This window comes from Streptomyces rubellomurinus (genome assembly GCF_000961885.1).
GTDB classification, from domain to species: Bacteria; Actinomycetota; Actinomycetes; order Streptomycetales; family Streptomycetaceae; genus Kitasatospora; species Kitasatospora rubellomurina.
Window position 1 is genome coordinate 81204 of sequence record NZ_JZKH01000017.1, and the last position, 19358, is coordinate 100561.

12 protein-coding genes are annotated in these 19358 nt (G+C 73.0%); 4 read left to right on the forward strand and 8 right to left on the reverse strand.

Annotated features, from left to right (window positions below):
- Window positions 1–259: 259 nt before the first annotated feature.
- The 4 genes from VM95_RS11275 to VM95_RS11290 all read left to right on the forward strand — a co-directional run bounded on the left by VM95_RS11275 (window position 260) and on the right by VM95_RS11290 (window position 4980).
- The gene (locus VM95_RS11275; RefSeq protein WP_045694883.1) at window positions 260–1255 is read left to right on the forward strand and encodes a tetratricopeptide repeat protein; all 996 of its coding nucleotides are present in this window, start codon (window positions 260–262) and stop codon (window positions 1253–1255) included.
- Window positions 1256–1979: 724 nt separating this feature from the next.
- A complete protein-coding gene (locus VM95_RS11280; RefSeq protein ID WP_045694885.1) occupies window positions 1980–2651 on the forward strand; it encodes a DUF6230 family protein in 672 nt (223 codons plus the stop codon).
- 182 nt (window positions 2652–2833) lie between these two features.
- Window positions 2834–3535: a DUF6114 domain-containing protein gene (locus VM95_RS38715; RefSeq protein WP_063773484.1), complete on the forward strand. Its 702-nt coding sequence runs from the start codon at window positions 2834–2836 to the stop codon at window positions 3533–3535.
- Entirely contained in the window at window positions 3532–4980 is a 1449-nt protein-coding gene (locus VM95_RS11290) for a hypothetical protein (RefSeq protein ID WP_045694887.1), read from the forward strand. Before VM95_RS38715 ends, VM95_RS11290 begins: the two co-directional genes overlap by 4 nt.
- An 88-nt stretch (window positions 4981–5068) precedes the next feature.
- On the opposite strand, the gene pyk is transcribed toward VM95_RS11290, so the two are convergent.
- The 8 genes from pyk to VM95_RS11330 all read right to left on the reverse strand — a co-directional run bounded on the left by pyk (window position 5069) and on the right by VM95_RS11330 (window position 18654).
- Window positions 5069–6496, reverse strand: coding sequence for a pyruvate kinase (pyk, locus tag VM95_RS11295; RefSeq protein WP_045694889.1), 1428 nt, complete (start codon window positions 6494–6496; stop codon window positions 5069–5071).
- A 94-nt stretch (window positions 6497–6590) separates the two neighbouring features.
- Complete coding sequence (locus VM95_RS11300; RefSeq protein WP_045694892.1) at window positions 6591–7829, reverse strand: acetate kinase; 1239 nt, start codon at window positions 7827–7829, stop codon at window positions 6591–6593.
- Window positions 7826–9955 carry a phosphate acetyltransferase gene (gene pta, locus VM95_RS11305; RefSeq protein WP_045694894.1) on the reverse strand — a complete coding sequence of 710 codons (2130 nt, stop codon included), beginning with the start codon at window positions 9953–9955 and terminating at the stop codon, window positions 7826–7828. Before pta ends, VM95_RS11300 begins: the two co-directional genes overlap by 4 nt.
- A gap of 129 nt (window positions 9956–10084) precedes the next feature.
- Complete coding sequence (locus VM95_RS38720; RefSeq protein ID WP_157882043.1) at window positions 10085–10744, reverse strand: hypothetical protein; 660 nt, start codon at window positions 10742–10744, stop codon at window positions 10085–10087.
- A gap of 58 nt (window positions 10745–10802) precedes the next feature.
- On the reverse strand, window positions 10803–13172 hold the full coding sequence (gene glgB, locus VM95_RS11315) for a 1,4-alpha-glucan branching enzyme (protein ID WP_078859788.1): 2370 nt from the start codon (window positions 13170–13172) through the stop codon (window positions 10803–10805).
- A 72-nt stretch (window positions 13173–13244) separates the two neighbouring features.
- The gene (locus VM95_RS11320) at window positions 13245–14717 is read right to left on the reverse strand and encodes a maltokinase N-terminal cap-like domain-containing protein (protein WP_045694897.1); all 1473 of its coding nucleotides are present in this window, start codon (window positions 14715–14717) and stop codon (window positions 13245–13247) included.
- Between the two features lie 260 nt (window positions 14718–14977).
- Window positions 14978–16702: a maltose alpha-D-glucosyltransferase gene (gene treS / locus VM95_RS11325; protein ID WP_045694901.1), complete on the reverse strand. Its 1725-nt coding sequence runs from the start codon at window positions 16700–16702 to the stop codon at window positions 14978–14980.
- A complete protein-coding gene (locus tag VM95_RS11330) occupies window positions 16699–18654 on the reverse strand; it encodes an alpha-1,4-glucan--maltose-1-phosphate maltosyltransferase (protein ID WP_045694961.1) in 1956 nt (651 codons plus the stop codon). The genes treS and VM95_RS11330 overlap by 4 nt, the downstream gene beginning before the upstream one ends.
- Between the last annotated feature and the right edge of the window lie 704 nt (window positions 18655–19358).

Consider the following 19358-nt stretch of genomic DNA (forward strand, 5'->3'; position numbering starts at 1 on the left):
CGTCCCCGAACCACCGGTGGGGCTTGCGGCCGGGGCCCCGGATCCAGTTACGCTACGACTCGTAGCGAAAGCTGGCGACAACCAGGCGCCGCACCCCGTGGGACGGGAGCGGCGCGGGCGAGGGTGGGGACCCTCGCCGAACGCTTCAGGCTACCGGGGAGCGGGTGCCCGGCACGGGAATCCGCGCCGCGCGGCCCGCGCGGGGCGACTTTCCGGAGGATGGCGCCCACGAGCAGCGCGGACGGGGGAGGATGGTGCCATGCAGCCACGGAATTCGCGTCTCAACAGCTCCGCCCTGCGCGGTGCGGTCGACCTCGCCGCAGTGAAGGCAGCCGGCGAGGCTGCCCAGAAGGCCGAGCAGGCCCGGGCCGAGCGGGCCCGGCAGGTCGCCGCCGCCGAGGCGGACGGCATCGCCGCCCCCGCCGCCGCCTACCAGCTCGTCATCGACGTCACCGAGGACACCTTCGAGACCGAGGTCGTCCAGCGCTCCACCGAGGTGCCGGTCGTCATCGACTTCTGGGCCGAGTGGTGCGGCCCCTGCAAGCAGCTCAGCCCGGTCCTGGAGGGCCTGGCCGAGGAGTACGCCGGCCGCTTCGTGCTCGCCAAGATCGACGTCGACGCGAACCAGCTGATCGCCCAGCAGTTCGGCATCCAGGGCATCCCGGCCGTGATGGCCGTGGTGGCCGGCCAGCTGGTGCCGCTGTTCCAGGGCGCGGAGAGCGCGGCCAACGTCCGCAAGGTGCTCGACCAGCTGCTGCTGGTCGCCGAGCAGCGCTTCGGCATCGTCGGCGGCGCCGTCGCCCCGGGCGAGGGCGGCCCGGCCGCCGCCCCGCAGCGGCCGGAGGACCCGGCGCTGGCCGCCGCGCACGACGCGCTGGACCGCGGCGACCTGGGCGGCGCCGTCCAGGCGTACCAGAACGTGCTGGCCGAGCAGCCCGGCAACACCGAGGCGAAGCTGGGCCTGGCGCAGGCCCAACTGCTGCGCCGGGTCGAGGCCCTGGACCCGCAGGAGGTCCGGGCGACGGCCGCGGCCGCTCCGAAGGACGTCGAGGCTCAGCTGAAGGCGGCGGACCTGGACCTGGTGGGCGGTCACGTCGAGGACGCCTTCGGGCGCCTGGTGGACACCGTGGGCCGGACCTTCGGCGAGGACCGGGACACCGCCCGGGTCCGTCTGCTCGAACTGTTCGAGGTGATCGGTCCGGAGGACCCGCGGGTCACCGCGGCCCGTTCGGCGCTGGCCCGGGTGCTGTTCTGAGCCCGTCCGGGGCGTGGTGCGCGGGGGTGGCCGCCGTGGCGCCTGGCACGGCGGGTGACCTGCGGTGTCGTTGGGTGATTTGACGACAATCGCGTCAACCGGGCGGACGTTTACCAAATCTTGATTTCACCCGTGGGTGGTCACATTCCGTGACTACCCACGGGTGTTTCACTGGTGTTTCCGGGGGATTTCGTCAGCGGCGGTTCTGTGAAGCGTCACGCAGGGTGCGCATCGCGGTCGTTCCATGATCGATGCCACCGAATGTTGCATTACCCGTCAGTAAGCAACCCCTTGTGCTTCGCCCGGGATTCAAGCACGATCGGCCACGCCCGGTCCCAGACTCCACACCCTCCGACCGCCGGTCGGCGACGCGGAGTTCGGGAACCCCACCGGGTGCTCCGCCGGTCCACGGCCGGCGGTAGGGAGGGCAGGGGGGTATCCGCGGTCCCACGGCGGTTCCTGCCTTCGACCGGCCGCGCGGCCCTGCGCGGTCGCTGGTTGTCGCTCGGGGGTGATCGCCGAATGTCGCCGGTCCGGCCCGCCGTCCCACCAGGACGGTCGGCGGAAGGACGGGAGTGCCGCCGCACGCAGGCCGCTCCCGGGGCCGACGACGCCCAAGGCGCTCTCCGCTACCGAGGACGTAGCTCTCTCCCATCCCAGGCCCCCACCGGCGCGGGACGCGCCGCCGGGAGCCGGAGATGTACGTCCTAGAAGGAGGACTCGCATGTCCAAGACCTACGGCAAGACCCGCTGGAAGCGCTTCGCCCTGGTGATGGTGCCGAGCGTCGCGGCCACCGCGATGGTCGGCGTCTCGATCGCCAACAGCGCGCTCGCCGCCTCGTTCAGCATTTCCGGCCAGCAGTTCAAGGTCAGCACCGACCACCTGCACGGCACCAACTTCGCCCAGTTCGGCTCCGTCGACATCGAGGCGAACGGCAAGCCGCACCCGGTCGCCGTCTCGGCCTTCGACCACGCCGAGATCACCAACATGTGCCAGTCGGTGGTCACCGACCTGTCCGCGTTCGGTCTGGGCAAGATCACCCTCCAGCTGCACGCCGGCACCGAGGCGGGCAAGCCGGTCGTGGCCGACAACCTGCTGATCGACCTGGAGCAGCTGAAGGCCGACGCGACCTTCACCGACATCAACATCGGCCAGGACGCCTCCACCCTCGCCGGCTCGGCCACCCAGGGCTGGACCCCGCACCCGGGCGTCACCAAGGCCGGCGGCGGCGCCGGCCTGCCCTCCGGCGCGACCGGCTTCGCCCAGGCCGCCAAGACGGCCGACCTGAGCAGCGTTCAGCAGACCGCGCGGGCCACCTCGGCCGGCACCTTCAAGCTGAACGGCCTGAGCCTCTCGCTGAAGAGCGGCGACGGCGCGGGCAACGAGTGCTTCTGAGCCTCGCCTGACGGCACGCCGCCCGGCTCGGCCGGGTGACGGGTCCTGGGGGCTTGTCTGACAATTCGCGCGCCCGGCGGGAATTGTCAGACAAGCCCCGAGCCGGGTGCGGCGGGCGACCGCCGCCCCCGGCCACCCCCCTTTTTTGTTCCAACCTCGTAGCGACGCCGAGGAGTTACACCATGTCCAGCGCAACGGTCGAGACGCGGCCCGGCCATCAGAACCCGATCGGGTGGCTCTGGCGGCACTGGCGTGACTTCCGCCGCACCAGGCCCTACTGGGGCGGCAAGCTGGCCATGATCGCCGGCGTCCCGATCCTCTACTTCCCGTACGCGCACCTGTCGCTCGGCGGCATGACGATCGCGATGTCCACCACGGCGGGCGCCGGATCGCTGATCATCGGGGTCCTGATGATCATCCTCGGCCTGACCGCCTGGTTCCAGCCGGCCGTCCGGGTCTTCGCGGGCATCGCGACGATCCTGCTGACGCTGGTGTCGATCCCGGTCTCCAACCTGGCGGGCTTCGGCATGGCGCTGCTGCCCGGCCTGATCGGCGGCGGACTGATGGTGTCCTGGGCGCCGCTGCCGGAGCCGAAGCCCGAGGCGGCGGCCAAGGGGCGGCGCGGGCGCCGGGCCCGGAAGGCGGAGGCCGCCGCGGCCTCGAACGCCGTGGCCACGAACGCCGTCGCCCAGAGCGTCGCCACCGAGACGGTCGCCGAGGCCGCTACCGAGACCGAGGCCGCGCCCGCCGCCGAGGCCGCTACCGAGACCAAGGGCGCGCCCGTCGCCGAGGCGCCCACCGCGAAGCTGCCCGCGCAGGCGGAGCCGCGCGAGCCCGCCGCCGAGGCGCCGGCCGCGGCCGGGGACCAGGGGGACGCGCGGTGACCGGGCCGGCCGAGCAACCGGACGGCGCGGACGCGCCCGCGCGCAGGGCCGGCCGGCACGCCGCGCCGCGCACCCCCGTACGGGTCCGCCTGCGGGGTCGGGCGCTGGCGATGGCCGCGGTGCCGACCGCGCTTCTGATGGCCGCCGCCTACACGCCGAACCCGGCGGTGGCCGAGGCCGCGGCGGGCAAGTGCGGGACGGCCCCCGCCTCGGTGCCGGACGTCGCGCCGGTCGAGACGCCCGTCCCGAAGAGCGAGCTGCCCGCACCGCCGCCCGGCCCGTCCGCGGTGCCCACCGGCGGCCCGACCTCGCTGCCCACCCAGGCACCCACCCAGGCACCCACCCAGACACCGACCCAGGCGCCGAGCGTGCCCGCCCAGCAGCCGACCTCGCCGGTCAAGCCGCCGGTCCAGACGCCGACCACCCAGCCGCCCGCCGTCCGCTCCGCCGCCACCGGCGGCTCGGGCGCGGTGAGCGCGGTCTACCGGGACGGCGGCACGGGCACCGGCACGGCCAGCCAGGCCGGCCTGATCGACGACATCGTCGGCGGCATCACCCACCTGCTGGACCCGGGGAGTGCGGCCAGCCCGTCGCCGAGCGCCAAGCCGGGTGCGACCACGCCCGCGCCGGCCACCGCCCCGGCCCCGGGCGCCCCCGCGCCGCGGGCCGGCACCCAGGCCCAGCCCGCCCAGCCGCAGCAGGCCCCGGCGGCCGGCACCCAGGGCACCGGCACCCAGGACACCGGTGCGCAGGACGCCGCGCCCGCCGCCACGCCGTCCGCGGGCCCGAGCGGGAAGGCGGCGCCGAAGCCCGCCGCCGGTGCCAAGCCGAGCGCGGGCGCCTCCGCCGCGCCCGCCGCCACGCCGTCCGGCTCGCCGACCGCGACGCCGACCACCGACCCCAACTGCGCGGTGGACGCCCGCAACCTGACGGCCGGCAAGGCCGCCGGCGGGGACGTCGTCCCGCTGCAGAACTGGACGCTGCAGTCCAGCCGGCTCGGCCTGCACGGCGCGGCCTTCCACGGCGTCTACGACGTGCGGACCCCGACCGGCACCAAGCGGGTGCTGAAGTTCGTGGTGGACAGCGTCGACATTGAGAACCTCGACATGTCGACTCTGGAGGGCAACGGCGTCACCTTCCACGTGCAGGGCGGCCCGGGCACCACCTCGACCATGCGCAACGGCCCGGTGACCATGTACGTGGAGCGGCTGTCCGGCCACCTCTCCAAGGTGCTCGGCCTGCCGATCCCGATCGACCTGGGCGAGATCACCCTCACCCCGGACACCCTGCCGCGCTGGCTGTACGACCTGATCGGCTCCATCCCGATCCCGCTGGAGCTGGAGCTGACCCAGGTCACCGCCAAGCAGGCCGGCCAGTTCGGCGGCACGCTGCACATCCCGGGGATGCACCTGTTCAACGACGACGCGCCCTACAGCGACAAGTAGCCGCGACAAGTAGTCGGCACCACAACGCCGTTGGGGCGGCCCTCCGCGAACGGAGGGCCGCCCCAACGGCGTTGGCGCTACCGGTGGCTCACTCGCCCCGGGTGCCCAGGTGGTGCACCTGGACCATGTTGGTGGTGCCGGGGATGCCGACCGGGACACCGGCGGTGACGATCACCGTGGAGCCCTCCTCCAGCCGGCCCATCTTCAGCAGCTCGCGGTCGACCTGGGCGACCATCGCGTCGGTGGTGGCGACCTGCTCGGTGACGTAGGCCTCGACGCCCCAGCTGAGCGAGAGCTGGTTGCGGGTGGCCGAGTCGGGGGTGAACGCGATCACCGGGATCGGCGAGCGGTAGCGGGACAGCCGGCGCGCGGTGTCACCGGACTTGGTGAACGCGACCAGCGCCTTGCCGTTCAGGAAGTCGCCGAGCTCGCACGCGGCGCGGGCGACCGAGCCGCCCTGGGTGCGCGGCTTGCGGCCCGGGTTGAGCGGCTGGAGGCCCTGGCCGACCAGCTCCTCCTCGGCCTTCTCGCAGATCCGGCTCATGGTGCGGACGGTCTCGACCGGGTACTTGCCGACGCTGGACTCGGCGGAGAGCATCACCGCGTCGGTGCCGTCCAGGATGGCGTTCGCGACGTCGGAGACCTCGGCGCGGGTCGGGCGCGAGGCGTGGATCATCGACTCCATCATCTGGGTGGCGACGATGACCGGCTTGGCGTTGCGGCGGGCCAGCGTGATCAGCTGCTTCTGGACCAGCGGCACCCGCTCCAGCGGGTACTCCACCGCGAGGTCGCCGCGGGCGACCATGATGGCGTCGAAGGCGAGGACGATCTCCTCCATGGCCTCGACGGCCTGCGGCTTCTCGATCTTGGCGATGACCGGCACCCGGATGCCGACCTCGTCCATGATCGCGTGGACGTCCTTGATGTCGGCCGCGTTGCGGACGAAGGACAGCGCGACCATGTCGACGCCGAGGCGCAGCGCGAACCGCAGGTCGTCCTTGTCCTTCTCGGACAGCGCGGGCACGTTCACGGCCGCGCCGGGCAGGTTGATGCCCTTGTTGTTCGAGAGCACGCCGCCCTCGACCACCACGGTCTTCACCCGCGGGCCGTCGACGCTGACGACCTCCAGGGCGATGACGCCGTCGTTGATCAGGATCGGGTCGCCGGGCTTCACGTCGCCGGGCAGGCCCTTGTAGGTGGTGCCGCAGATGTGCTGGTCACCGGGGACGTCCTCGGTGGTGATGGTGAACTCGTCGCCGTTGTCGACGGTCACCGGGCCGTTGGCGAAGGTCGCCAGACGGATCTTGGGACCCTGGAGGTCGGCAAGGACGCCGATGGCCTTGCCGGTGTCCTCCGAGACCTGGCGGACCTTTCGGTACCGCTCCTCGTGGTCCGCGTGGTTGCCGTGGCTCATGTTCAGTCGGGCGACGTTCATGCCCGCCTCGACGATGGCCTTCAGCTGTTCGTAGGAGTCCGTCGCCGGACCCAGGGTGCAGACAATTTTCGCTCGGCGCATATCGGTCAGTCTATCCGTTCGTGTTATAGGCGCATTCGGCACGGATCGTGAGGAATCGCCGACGAATCGTCCCGAGGAGCGAGACGGGCGGGTCTCATTCCCCGGGCAGTCGCTCCCCGGGCAGTGCGCTCTCCCGGTGGACCAGGGCGAAGGACTGGCGGGCGATCTCCAGCTCCTCGTCCGTGGGCACCACGGCGACCGCCACCCGGGCGTACCCGGGCGAGATGATCCGGGGCTCCGCCGAGCGCACCGAGTTCAACTCGGCGTCCACGGCGATGCCCAGCTCGTCCAGCCCGGCGGTGGCCGCCGCGCGCACCGGCGCCGCATTCTCCCCGACCCCCGCGGTGAACGCGATCGCGTCCACCCGGCCGAGCACCGCGTAGTAGCCGCCGATGTACTTGCGCAGCCGGTGGACGTACGCGTCGAAGGCGAGCTTCGCGTCCGCGTCCCCCTCGTCCGCGCGGCGCATGATCTCGCGCATGTCGTTGTCCCCGCACAGGCCGCGCAGGCCGCTGCGGCGGTTCAGCAGGTCGTCGATCTCGTCCACGGACAGGCCGCCGACCCGGTGCAGGTGGAACACCACGCCCGCGTCGATGTCACCCGAACGAGTGCCCATCACCAGGCCCTCCAGCGGCGTCAGGCCCATCGAGGTGTCCACGCAGCGGCCGCCGCTGACCGCCGACGCGGAGGCGCCGTTGCCCAGATGCAGCACGATCACGTTCACCTCGGCCGGGTCCTTGCCGAGCAGCCGGGCGGTGGCCCGCGAGACGTACTGGTGCGAGGTGCCGTGGAAGCCGTAGCGGCGCACCCGGTGCTCGTCGGCGACGGCCTTGTCGATCGCGTACCGGGCCGCGTGCTCGGGCATCGAGGCGTGGAAGGCGGTGTCGAACACGGCCACCTGCGGCAGGTCGGGCCGCAGCGCGCGGGCCACCTCGATGCCGACGATGTTCGCCGGGTTGTGCAGCGGCGCGACCGGGATCAGCCGGCGGATCTCCGTGAGCACCTCGTCGGTGATCACGGTCGGCTCGGTGAACCGCTTGCCGCCGTGCACCACCCGGTGGCCGATCGCGGCCAGCTCGGGGGAGTCCAGGCCGAGGCCGTCCGCGGCCAGCTCCTCGGCGACGGCCTTCAGCGCGGCCGAGTGGTCCGGGAAGACCTGCAGCAGCTCGCGCCGGTCGCCCGTGCGCGGGGCGTGCGCCAGCCGCCCGCTGGGCTCGCCGATCCGCTCGACCAGGCCGGCGGCGAGCCGGGTGCCGTCCAGCATGTCGATCAGCTGGTACTTCACCGACGAGGAGCCGGCGTTCAGGACGAGAACGCGCGTACCTTCACTCACTGTTCGGCTCCCTTGCGGTCCTGCGACTGGATCGCGGTGATCGCGACCGTGTTGACGATGTCCTGCACCAGCGCCCCGCGCGAGAGGTCGTTGACGGGCTTGCGCAGCCCCTGCAGCACCGGGCCGACCGCCACCGCGCCGGCCGAGCGCTGGACGGCCTTGTAGGTGTTGTTGCCGGTGTTGAGGTCCGGGAAGATCAGCACGGTGGCCCGCCCGGCGACCTCCGAGCCCGGCAGCTTGGTCGCCGCGACGTACGGGTCCACCGCCGCGTCGTACTGGATCGGCCCCTCGACCAGGATGTCCGGGCGCAGCGCGCGGACGAGCTCGGTCGCCTTGCGGACCTTGTCCACGTCCGCGCCCGAGCCGGAGGTGCCGGTCGAGTAGGACAGCATCGCGACCCGCGGCTCCACCCCGAACTGGGCGGCGGTGGCGGCGGACTGGATGGCGATGTCGGCCAGCTGCTGGGCGTCCGGGTCCGGGTTGACCGCGCAGTCGCCGTACACCAGCACCTTGTCGGCCAGGCACATGAAGAAGACGGACGAGACGATCGAGGCGCCCGGCGAGGTCTTGATCACCTCGAAGGCCGGCCGGATGGTCGCGGCCGTGGAGTGCACCGCGCCGGACACCATGCCGTCCGCGATGCCCTCCTGCACCATCAGGGTGCCGAAGTAGGAGACATCGGTGACCACGTCCAGGGCCAGCTCGACGGTCATCCCCTTGTGGGCGCGCAGCCGCGCGTACAGCTCGGCGAACTGGCGGCGCAGCGGGCTGGTGGTCGGGTCGACGATCCGGGCCTGCGCGCGGTCAGCGCCCGGCTCCTCCTGCGGCAGGTCGATGCCGAGGGCCGCGGCCTTGCGGCGCACCGCGTCGACCTCGCCGAGCAGGGTGAGGTCGCAGATGTTGCGGCGCAGCAGGATCTCGGCGGCGCGCAGCACCCGCTCCTCGGTGCCCTCCGGCAGGACGACGTGCCGGCGGTTGCCGCGGGCCCGCTCCAGCAGCTCGTGCTCGAACATCATCGGGGTGACCCGCTCGGACCGGCCGACCTCGATCCGGTTCGTCAACTCGGCGGTGTCGACGTGCAGTTCGAACAGTCCGAGGGCGATCTCGGCCTTCCGGGGGCTGGCCGCGGTGAGCTTGCCCTCCAGGTGGGTCAGGGCGGCGGCGGTGGGCCAGCTGCCCTCGGGGACGACGGCGACGGGCGTGCCGGGGGCGAGCCGGGCGGCGAGCGCCATCACGTTCGGGCCGGGGTGCTGGCCGAGGGTCAGCAGCACGCCGGCGATCGGCGGGGCGCCGGCGGCGTGCGCGGCCAGCGAGCCGACCACCAGGTCGGCGCGGTCCCCGGGGGTGACGACCAGGGCGCCCTCGGTCAGCGCGTCCAGGAAGGTGGGCAGCATGGCGCCGCCGAAGACGAAGCCGCGGACGTCCCGGGCCAGGCCGGCGGCGTCGCCGAGCAGCACCTCGGCGCCGGTCGCCTCGACCAGCTGCGCGACGGTGGGCGCGGCCAGGGCCGGCTCCTCCGGGATGACGTAGGCGGGGATCGGCAGCTTCTCGGTGAGGGTGCGCTGGATGCGCTGCTTGGTGCTCGGGGCGACCCGGTTGGCGATCATCGCCAGGGTCTCGCAGCCGAGGTCGGTGTACGCCCGGTGGGCGTTGCGGACCTCGGCGATCACCGCCTCCGCCTCCTTGCCCTGCCCGCCGACCACCGGCAGCACGGCGGCGCCGAATTCGTTCGCCAGGCGGGCGTTGAAGGCCAGTTCGTCCGGGATGGTGGTGTCCGCGAAGTCGGTGCCGAGCACCAGGACGGCCTGGCAGCGGCGTTCCAGCGCGCGGAACCGGTCGACCAGGACGGAGACCAGTTCGTCCTGGCCCTGCGCGGCCTGCAGCGCGGCCGCCTCCTCGTAGGTGAGCCCGTACAGCTCCGGGCCGGGCAGGTCGATCCGGTACCGCCCGCGCAGCAGCTCGACCACGTGGTCCGCCCCGGGCTCGCCGGGTGCGCTCGCGTGCACCAGCGGCCGGAACACCCCGACCCGGTCCACCTGCCGGGTGAGCAGTTCCATGACCCCGAGCTCGACCGCCTGGCGGCCGTCCCCCCGGTCGATTCCGGTCACGTACACGCTGCGCGCCACCCGGGTGTCTCCGTCCCGTCGTCTCGGAAAGTGGTCATATCGACCATACCTTCGCACCGTGAACGCCCGTCCGCGAGCAGGGGGCCGGGGCGGAAATGAGGACGAAGGTCCCACCGGGAACGGCGGAGGTCACGGCCCGCGGTCGGCGAGCTCCGAGCCGGACAGCTCCACCGTCCTCCCGGTGACGTGGACCTGAGACACCCGCCCGTCCACCAGCCAGCCGTGCGGACGCACGAGGGCCCCGTCGCGGCCCGGGGTCCAGCCGTCGGCGGCGAGCGCGGCGCGCAGGCGGGCCTCCACCTCGTCGGCCGGCAGGCCGGTGTCGCTGCCGATCGTGAGGGTCCGGGAGCAGAAGTCGGAGCCGCAGGAGCCCCCGGTGACGGCGGTGGCGGTCAGCCCGGGAGGCAGGGACAGCTCCGCGCGGCTCGGGACGAAGGCGTCGTGGGCGAGCAGCTGGTAGGCGAACGCGATGCCCGCGCCGACCAGGACGTGGGCGGTGACCGCGACGGCCGATCCGGCGACCGGGTGGTCGTAGTCCTTCCCGGTCCGGGGGCCGCGCAGCCGCTGCTCGGCCAGCACGCCCGCCAGGAGGACCAGGCCGGCGGCGACGGGGTAGCCGGTCTCGATCTCGGCGGTGGCGCGGGTGAAGTACCAGTCCTCCTCCAGCCCGACCAGCGCGAGGGCCAGGCCGGCGAGGACGGCGAAGACGGCCGCTCCGACGATCCGGGTGCGGACCAGGAACGCCCAGCAGGCCGGCGGCAGCAGCAGGTAGACCAGTTCCAGAGCCACGAACACGAGCAAGCCCCCCGCCTGCTGACGATCAGTCCCAGGCGGGGAGCCTAGAGCCTCAGGCCGGGCGGAGCCAGAGGGTGGCGAGCGGGGGGAGGACGAGCTCGGCGGAGCGCGGCTGGCCGTCCCAGGGAGTCGGATCGGCCTTGACGGGGTGGGAGTTGCCGATGCCGCTGCCGCCGTAGGCCTCGGCGTCGGTGTTCAGCACCTCCTCCCAGAGCTGCTCGCGGCCGTCCAGGGCGGGCAGGCCGACGCGGTGGCCGTGCCGGACGACGGGGGAGAAGTTGCAGACCGCGACGAGCGGGGAGCCGTCCGCGGCGTGGCGGACGAAGGTGAGCAGGTTGTCCTCGGCGGCGCCGCCGTCGAGCCAGCGGAAGCCCTCCGGGGTGGTGTCGAGCTCCCAGAGCGCGGGGGTGTCGAGGTAGCGGCGGTTGAGGTCGCGGACGAGGCGGCGCACGCCCCGGTGGTCCTCGTGGGCCGGCCACTGCTCGTCGAGCACCCACCACTGCGGGCCCTGCTCGTGGTCCCACTCCGCTCCCTGGGCGAACTCCTGCCCCATGAAGAGCAGTTGCTTGCCCGGGTGGGCCCACATGAAGCCCAGGTAGGCGCGGTGGTTGGCGCGCTGCTGCCACCAGTCGCCGGGCATCTTGGAGACCAGGGCCTGCTTGCCGTGCACCACCTCGTCGTGCGAGATCGGCAGGACGTAGTTCTCGGAGTAGGCGTACACCATCGAGAAGGTGATCTCGTTGTGGTGGTACTTGCGGTGCACGGGCTCCTTGGACATGTAGACCAGCGAGTCGTGCATCCAGCCCATGTTCCACTTCAGCCCGAAGCCGAGGCCGCCCGCGTCGGTGGGGCGGGTGACGCCGTCCCAGGCGGTGGACTCCTCGGCGATGGTGACCACGCCGGGGCAGCGCCGGTAGACGGTGGCGTTCATCTCCTGCAGGAAGGCGGCGGCGTCGAGGTTCTCCCGGCCGCCGTACTGGTTGGGCGTCCAGGCGCCGCCCTCGCGGGAGTAGTCGAGGTAGAGCATGGAGGCGACGGCGTCCACCCGCAGGCCGTCGACGTGGAACTCCTCGCACCAGTAGACGGCGTTGGCGACGAGGAAGTTGCGCACCTCCGTGCGGCCGTAGTCGAACTCCAGCGTCCCCCAGTCCGGGTGCTCGGCGCGCAGCGGGTCGGCGGGCTCGTACAGCGGCTCGCCGTCGAAGCGGGCCAGTGCGAAGGCGTCCTTGGGGAAGTGGGCGGGCACCCAGTCGACGATGACGCCGATGCCGTGCCGGTGCAGGGTGTCGACCAGGTGGCGGAAGTCGTCGGGGCTGCCGAGCCGGGCGGTGGGGGCGTAGTAGCCGGAGACCTGGTAGCCCCAGGAGCCGCCGAAGGGGTGCTCCATCACCGGCATGAACTCGACGTGGGTGAAGCCCAACTCCTTGAGGTAGCCGGGCAGTTCCTCGGCGATCGCGCGGTAGGTGGTGAGTTCGGGCCGCCACGAGGCGAGGTGCAGCTCGTACACCGACATGGGCGCGCGGTGGTGTGCGGCGCGGGCCCGGCGGGCCATCCACTCGTCGTCCTGCCAGACGTGGTCGGAGGAGGTGACCACCGAGGCGGTGCCGGGCGGGCACTGCGCGGCGCGGGCGAGCGGGTCGGCCTTGTCGAGCACCCAGCCCTGCCGGGTGTGGATCTCGTACTTGTACGTGGTGCCCTCGGCGAGGCCGGGGACGAACAGCTCCCAGATGCCGGAGGAGCCGAGCGAGCGCATCGGGTGGCCGGTGCCGTCCCAGTGGTTGAAGTCGCCGATCAGCCGGACCCCGACCGCGTTCGGCGCCCAGACGGCGAAGGCGGTCCCGGTGACGCCGTCGACGGTGCGCACGTGCGAGCCGAGTGCCCGCCACAGCTGCTCGTGCCGGCCCTCGGAGATCAGGTGCAGGTCGAGCTCGCCGAGGGTCGGCGGGGTGCGGTAGCCGTCCTGCTGGCGCAGCGGCTCGCCGCCGGGGTACGTCACCAGCAGGGTGTAGTCGGGGCGTTCGCCGCCGGCCACCAGCCCGGTGAACAACCCGCCCTGCTGGTGGGTGAGTTCGGCCGGCCCCTGGGCGGTCTCGACGACCACCCGCTCGGCGAGCGGGCGCAGCACCCGGATCGCCGTGCCGCCGTGCACCGGGTGCGCGCCGAGCAGCGCGTGCGGGTCGTGGTGCTGCCCGCCGACCAGCCGGTCGACCTCGGCGGGCGGCAGCGGTGCCTCGGGCAGCCGTACGGCCGCCGGCAGAGCCTCCGGCGGGTCCTGCGGCCGCTCGGCCCGGACGGCCCGTTCGGCCCGGACGGGCGCCTTGGGCGCGGGCCCGGGACGGGCCGCTCCGGGAGTGTCCGTACCGGCCAGGAAGGTGGCCGGTACGGGGCGGGTGGGGCGGCCGGTCGGGTCGGGCGGCGTCACGGCGTGGTCCTCCTGCGGCGGGGGTGGGCGAACTCCTGCGGGCGGTGCGGGACAGGCGTGGGGCGGGCGGGATCAGACGGTGAGGGCGAGCCGGTTGATCGCGGCCAGCGGGATCGGCAGCCAGCTGGGCCGGTGCCGGGCCTCGTACACCACCTCGTAGACCGCCTTGTCGATCTCCAGCGCCCGCATCAGCTCCGGCGAGGCGGCCGGGTCGGCGCCGCCGCCGGCGGTGTAGCCGGCGCAGAAGGCGGTGCGGTTGCGCTGGGCCCAGGCGGCGGCGAGGTGGGCCAGCTCGGGGTCGACCGGGCCGCCGGCGAGGAGGTGGGCGGCCGCGTAGTCGAAGGAGCGCAGCATCGCGGCGACGTCGCGCAGCGCGGGCTGCGGCTCGCGGCGCTCGTTGACGGACTTGGCGGGCTCGCCCTCGAAGTCGAGCAGCACCCAGCCGTGCGGGGTGCGCATGGCCTGCCCGAGGTGCAGGTCGCCGTGGATGCGCTGGACGGGCAGGCCGTCCGGGTGGGCGTCGGCGAGCTGCTGGAAGGCGCTGCGCAGCGCGGCGCGGAAGCGCAGCAGGCCGGGGACGGCGGCGACGGCGCTGTCCAGCCGGTCGGCCATGGCGGTGGCGAGCATCCGGGTCTGGGCGCGGTCGAGCCGGGCGACGGGCATGGAGCGGGCGAGCACCCGGTGCACCTCGGCGGTGGCCCGGCCGAGCCGGTGCGCCTCGATGGCGAAGTTGCCGGGGGAGGGGTCGCCCTTGAGCCGGCCGACCTGGTCGAGGGCGAGCTCCCAGCCGTCCTCGGCGTCGGGCAGGTAGCGCTGGAGGAGGCCGAGGGTGGCGGGTTCGGCGCGTTCCATCCGGCTCTCGAACCAGGCGGCGACCCGGGGGATGCGGGTGGAGCCGGCCCGGGAGAGGGCGAGCGAGAGTTCGAGGTCGGGGTTGGTGCCGGGGTGGATGCGGCGGAACAGCTTGAGGATGTACGAGGTGCCGTAGATGACCGAGCTGTTGGACTGCTCGGCGGTGGAGGCGCGGCCGGGGAGGTTGGTGGGCAGCCCGGAGCCGGGGGTGCGGCGGAAGGAGAGGGAGCCGAACCGGTCGCCGGTGGCGAGGTGTTCGAGCAGCCGCCCGGTGAGGTCGGGGTCGTGCACCGCGTCGTAGAGGGCGGCGCCGTCGTACGGGCCCTGGCTGAGCCGGCCGAGGACGGCGCTGGGCTCGATGCCGGCCGGGCCGCCGGAGCGGATGCCGAGCAGCAGCTGGTAGATGTCGCCGTGGGGGAGGCCGGCCGGGGTGGCGTGGTCGACCCGCAGCAGCAGGTGCAGCAGGGCTGGGTCGCCGACCTGCAGCGGGGTGCCGACGACGGGGGTGAGGCCGGTGATCGGCCGGCCCTTCCCGGCGTACCAGCGCTGGGTGGGGAGCCACTCGGCGATCAGCGGCAGCGCCGCCTGGACGAGTTCGCTGACCCCCAGGGCGGTTCTCCGGGCCCCGGCGCCGCGCGGGCCCGCCGGCGGGTCGTGCTGCACATGGGCTTGCGAGCGGGAGGTTTCGGACATGACTCCCTTTCCCCGGAAGCACGCGGACGGCCCGACGGGTCGTGGCCGGGTCCGTCAGTCTTCCGGATTTCGACGGCGCGGAGGTCGCGGCACGCGAGCGCGGCTCGGGTGTCACGCCTTCGTGTGGGTGGCCGTTGGGCTGTTCTCCGTACGCGGTGTCGTACACGGTGGTGCGGCGAACTCCGGGGGCGCGGGGTTCAACTCGCGCCCCCGGAGGGTCTGGTGGTGCCGTCCGGTCCGCAGTCGGGTGCGGTGGATCGTTACTTCGGGCGCCTGCTGCCGCTCAGGCGCGGGGGTTGCCGGAGCTGGAACCAGTAGAAGCCGTGTCCGGCGAGGGTGAGCAGGTACGGCCACTCGCCGATCGACGGGAAGCGCACCCCGCCGATCAGTTCGACCGGGTAGCGCCCGCCGTACTGCCGCAGGTCGAGTTCGGTCGGCTGCGCGAACCGCGAGAAGTTGTTCACGCACATGACCAGGTCGCCCTCGTGCTCGCGCACGAAGGCCAGCACGGCCGGGTTGCTGGACGGCAGCTCGGTGTAGCTGCCGAGGCCGAACGCCGGGTTGAGCTTGCGGATCTCGATCATGCGACGCGTCCAGTGCAGCAGCGAACTCGAACTGCTCTGCTGCGCCTCGACGTTGGTCACCTGGTAGCCGTACACCGGGTCCATGATGGGCGGCAGACTGAGCCTGCCCGGGTCGGCGGAGGAGAAACCCGCGTTGCGGTCCGGGGTCCACTGCATCGGCGTGCGCACGCCGTCCCGGTCGCCGAGCCAGATGTTGTCGCCCATGCCGATCTCGTCCCCGTAGTAGAGCACCGGGGAGCCGGGCAGGGAGAGGAGGAGGGCGGTGAACAGCTCGATCTGGTTGCGGTCGTTCTCCAGCAGCGGGGCGAGCCGGCGCCGGATGCCCACGTTGGCGCGCATCCGCGGGTCCTTGGCGTACTCCGCGTACATGTAGTCGCGCTCCTCGTCGGTGACCATCTCCAGGGTCAGCTCGTCGTGGTTGCGCAGGAAGATGCCCCACTGGCAGCCGCCCGGGATCGCCGGGGTCTTGGCCAGGATCTCCGAGACCGGGTAGCGGGACTCGCGCCGCACCGCCATGAAGATCCGCGGCATCACCGGGAAGTGGAACGCCATGTGGCACTCGTCGCCGCCGGCCGCGAAGTCGCCGAAGTAGTCGACGACGTCCTCCGGCCACTGGTTGGCCTCGGCGAGCAGGACGGTGTCCGGGTAGTCGGCGTCGATCTCCTTGCGGACCCGCTGGAGGAACTCGTGGGTCTCCGGCAGGTTCTCGCAGTTGGTGCCCTCGCGGGCGAACAGGTACGGCACCGCGTCCAGCCGGAACCCGTCGATGCCGAGGTCGAGCCAGAACCGGAGCCCGGCGATCATCTCGTCCTGGACGCGCGGGTTGTCGTAGTTGAGGTCCGGCTGGTGCGAGAAGAACCGGTGCCAGTAGTACTGCTTGCGGACCGGGTCGTAGGTCCAGTTGGAGGTCTCGGTGTCGACGAAGATGATCCGGGCGTCGGGGTACTGCTTGTCGTCGTCGGCCCACATGTAGAAGTCGCCGTAGGGCCCGTCCGGGTCGGAGCGGGAGGCCTGGAACCACGGGTGCTGGTCGCTGGTGTGGTTCATGACGAAGTCGATGATGACGCGCATGCCGCGGGCGTGGGCGGCGTCGACGAACTCCATGAAGTCGGCGAGGTCGCCGAACTCGGGCAGCACCGACTTGTAGTCGGCCACGTCGTACCCGCCGTCGCGCAGGGGTGAGGCGAAGAAGGGCGGGAGCCAGAGGCAGTCGACGCCGAGCCACTGCAGGTAGTCGAGCTTGGCCGTGAGCCCCTTGAGGTCCCCGATCCCGTCGCCGTTGCTGTCCTGGAAGGACCGCACCAGCACCTCGTAGAAGACCGCACGTTTGAACCACTCCGGGTCCAGGTTCTTCTTCGAGGTCTCGGGGAAGGTGTCGGGGACGGGCTCGTTCACTGTCACGCTGGGTTCCTCCGAACCGTGAGGAGGTGAGCCGGCTCGGCTGAGGGATCGAGCCGGACGTAGTTGTGCCGGCCCCAGGTGTAGGCGGCGCCGGTCAGCTCGTCCTGCACCGGGAAGGGCCCGTCGCCGTCCAGGGTGACGGTGGCCTCCTGCACGTGGTGCGGGTCGAGGTTCACCACGGTGACGACCTGGTCGGTGAGTCCGTCCTCGGTGGTCGCGGTCTTGGAGTAGGCGATCACCTGGTCGTTGTCGGTGGGGTGGAAGCGCAGGTCGCGCAGCTGCCGCAGGGCGGGGTGACGGCGGCGCAGCCGGTTCAGCACGGTCAGCAGCGGGGCCAGGGTGTCGGTGCGGTTCCAGTCGCGCGGGCGCAGCTCGTACTTCTCCGAGTGCAGGTACTCCTCGGAGCCCGGGTGGGCCGGCTCGTTCTCGCACAGCTCGTAGCCGGCGTAGACGCCGTAGCTGGGGGAGAGGGTGGCGGCGAGGACGGCGCGGACGGCGAAGGCGGCCCGGCCGCCGTGCTGGAGGTAGGCGTGCAGGATGTCGGGGGTGTTGGCGAAGAAGTTGGGGCGCATGTAGGCGGCCGCGTCGCCGGTGAGTTCGGTGAGGTACTCGGTGAGTTCGTTCTTGGTGGTGCGCCAGGTGAAGTACGTGTACGACTGGTGGAATCCGATCTTCCCGAGCGCGTGGACCATCGCGGGGCGGGTGAAGGCCTCGGCCAGGAACACCACGTCGGGGTCGGTGCGGGCGATGTCGGCGAGCACCTTCTCCCAGAACAGCACCGGCTTGGTGTGCGGGTTGTCGACCCGGAAGATCCGCACGCCGTGGGCCATCCAGAACCGCAGGATTCGGAGCGTTTCCTTGACGATTCCGTCCATGTCCTGGTCGAAGTTGATCGGATAAATGTCCTGGTACTTCTTCGGCGGGTTCTCGGCGTACGCGATGGTGCCGTCCGCGCGGTGGCTGAACCATTCCGGATGCTTGTTCACCCACGGGTGGTCGGGCGAGCACTGGAGGGCGAAGTCGAGCGCCACCTCCAGGTGCAGCGCCTGCGCCTCGGCGACGAAGTGGTCGAAGTCCTCGATGGTGCCGAGGTCCGGGTGGACGGCGTCGTGGCCGCCCTCGGGGGAGCCGATCGCCCAGGGCGAGCCGACGTCGTGCGGACCGGCCGTCAGGGCGTTGTCCGGGCCCTTGCGGTAGGCCCGCCCGATCGGGTGCACCGGCGGCAGGTAGACCACGTCGAAGCCCATCGCGGCGACGGCCGGCAGCCGCTCGGCCGCCGTGCGCAGCGTCCCCGAACGCGGCGGCTCGACCCCGCTCGGATCGACCACGGCGCCCTCGGAGCGCGGGAAGAACTCGTACCAGGAGCCGAACAGCGCGCGCTCGCGGTCCACCTGCAGCGGCAGCGGACGGGAGGCGCTGACCAGCTCGCGCAGCGGGTAGCGGGCCAGCAGCTCCAGCACCTCGGGGGCGAGCGCGGCGGCCAGCCGGGACAGCGGCGGCAGGCCCGGGTCGCGCAGCGCGTCGGCGGCGGCCAGCACGTGCGCCCGGCCCTCCTTCTTCGGCACCCCGGCGGCGGCCCGCTCCAGCAGCCGGGCGCCCTCCTCCAGCACCAGCGCGGTGTCGATCCCGGCGGGCAGCTTGACCGCCGCGGCCTTGCGCCAGGTGGCGACCGGGTCGCTCCACGCCTCGACGGCGTACGACCAGCGGCCGGGCGCGGTCGGGGTGACGTACGCGCCCCAGCGGTCGGTGCCCTCGGCCAGCTCGCGCATCGGCGTCCACGGGCCGCTGCGGCCGCGCGGGTCGCGCAGCACCACGTTGGCGTTGACGGCGTCGTGGCCCTCCCGGAAGACGGTCGCGGTGACCAGGAAGGTCTCGCCGACGACGGCCTTGGCGGGGCGGCGGCCGGAGTCGACGAGGGGGCTGACGTCCAGGACGGGGATGCGGCCGATCACGGTGTCGCTCTCTGTCGTCTTGCGGGCGGCGGGTTTGCGGGCGGGCGCCTTGCGGGCCGGCGCGGCCTTCCCGGCAGGGGTCTTCCCGGCGGGGGTCTTCGCGGCGGGGGTCTTCCCGGCGGGAGGCTCGGCCCCGGCGGCCGTCGCGGCGGTGCGGCGCGTGGTGGTGGTGCGCCGGCGCGGGGGTGCCGTCCGGCCCGGCTCGGCCCCGGGTCGCGGGGCCGCCTCGGCCGGCTCGGTGCGGACCGCCCCGGCCGCCCGGGGCGCCGGCATCGCCGGATCCGTCCGAGGGTCAGGATCCGTCCGTCCGGCGGACGTCGCGACCGCTGCGTCGAGATCGTCGGCCACCGGTGTGGACTGGTCCCGCGTGTCGCCGTGCATGCCAAGCTCCTGCCCGAGGTCGGCGGCAACCCCCGCCGCCCGGGGCCGGGCAGGGAGGACTACCGGGAGGACTGCTGGGTGGGGGAGGACGTGCGACCGGATGACCTGTCCGTGCCGCTGTCCCCGAACAACCTGCCCGGTGCCCGCCGAGCCGGCTGCGGGACGCCCCGGAGCCGCGCGCGTCCCGGGCGCACGTCGCCCGGTGGCGCGCCCCTGGGCGATCCGGTCCACCCGTGAACGAGCAGGCCGGGCACGAGGACACGCACCGGTGCGCGGCGAACGCCGAATGGGCTAAGGAAGAAGGGGAACGACCGACACGAAAA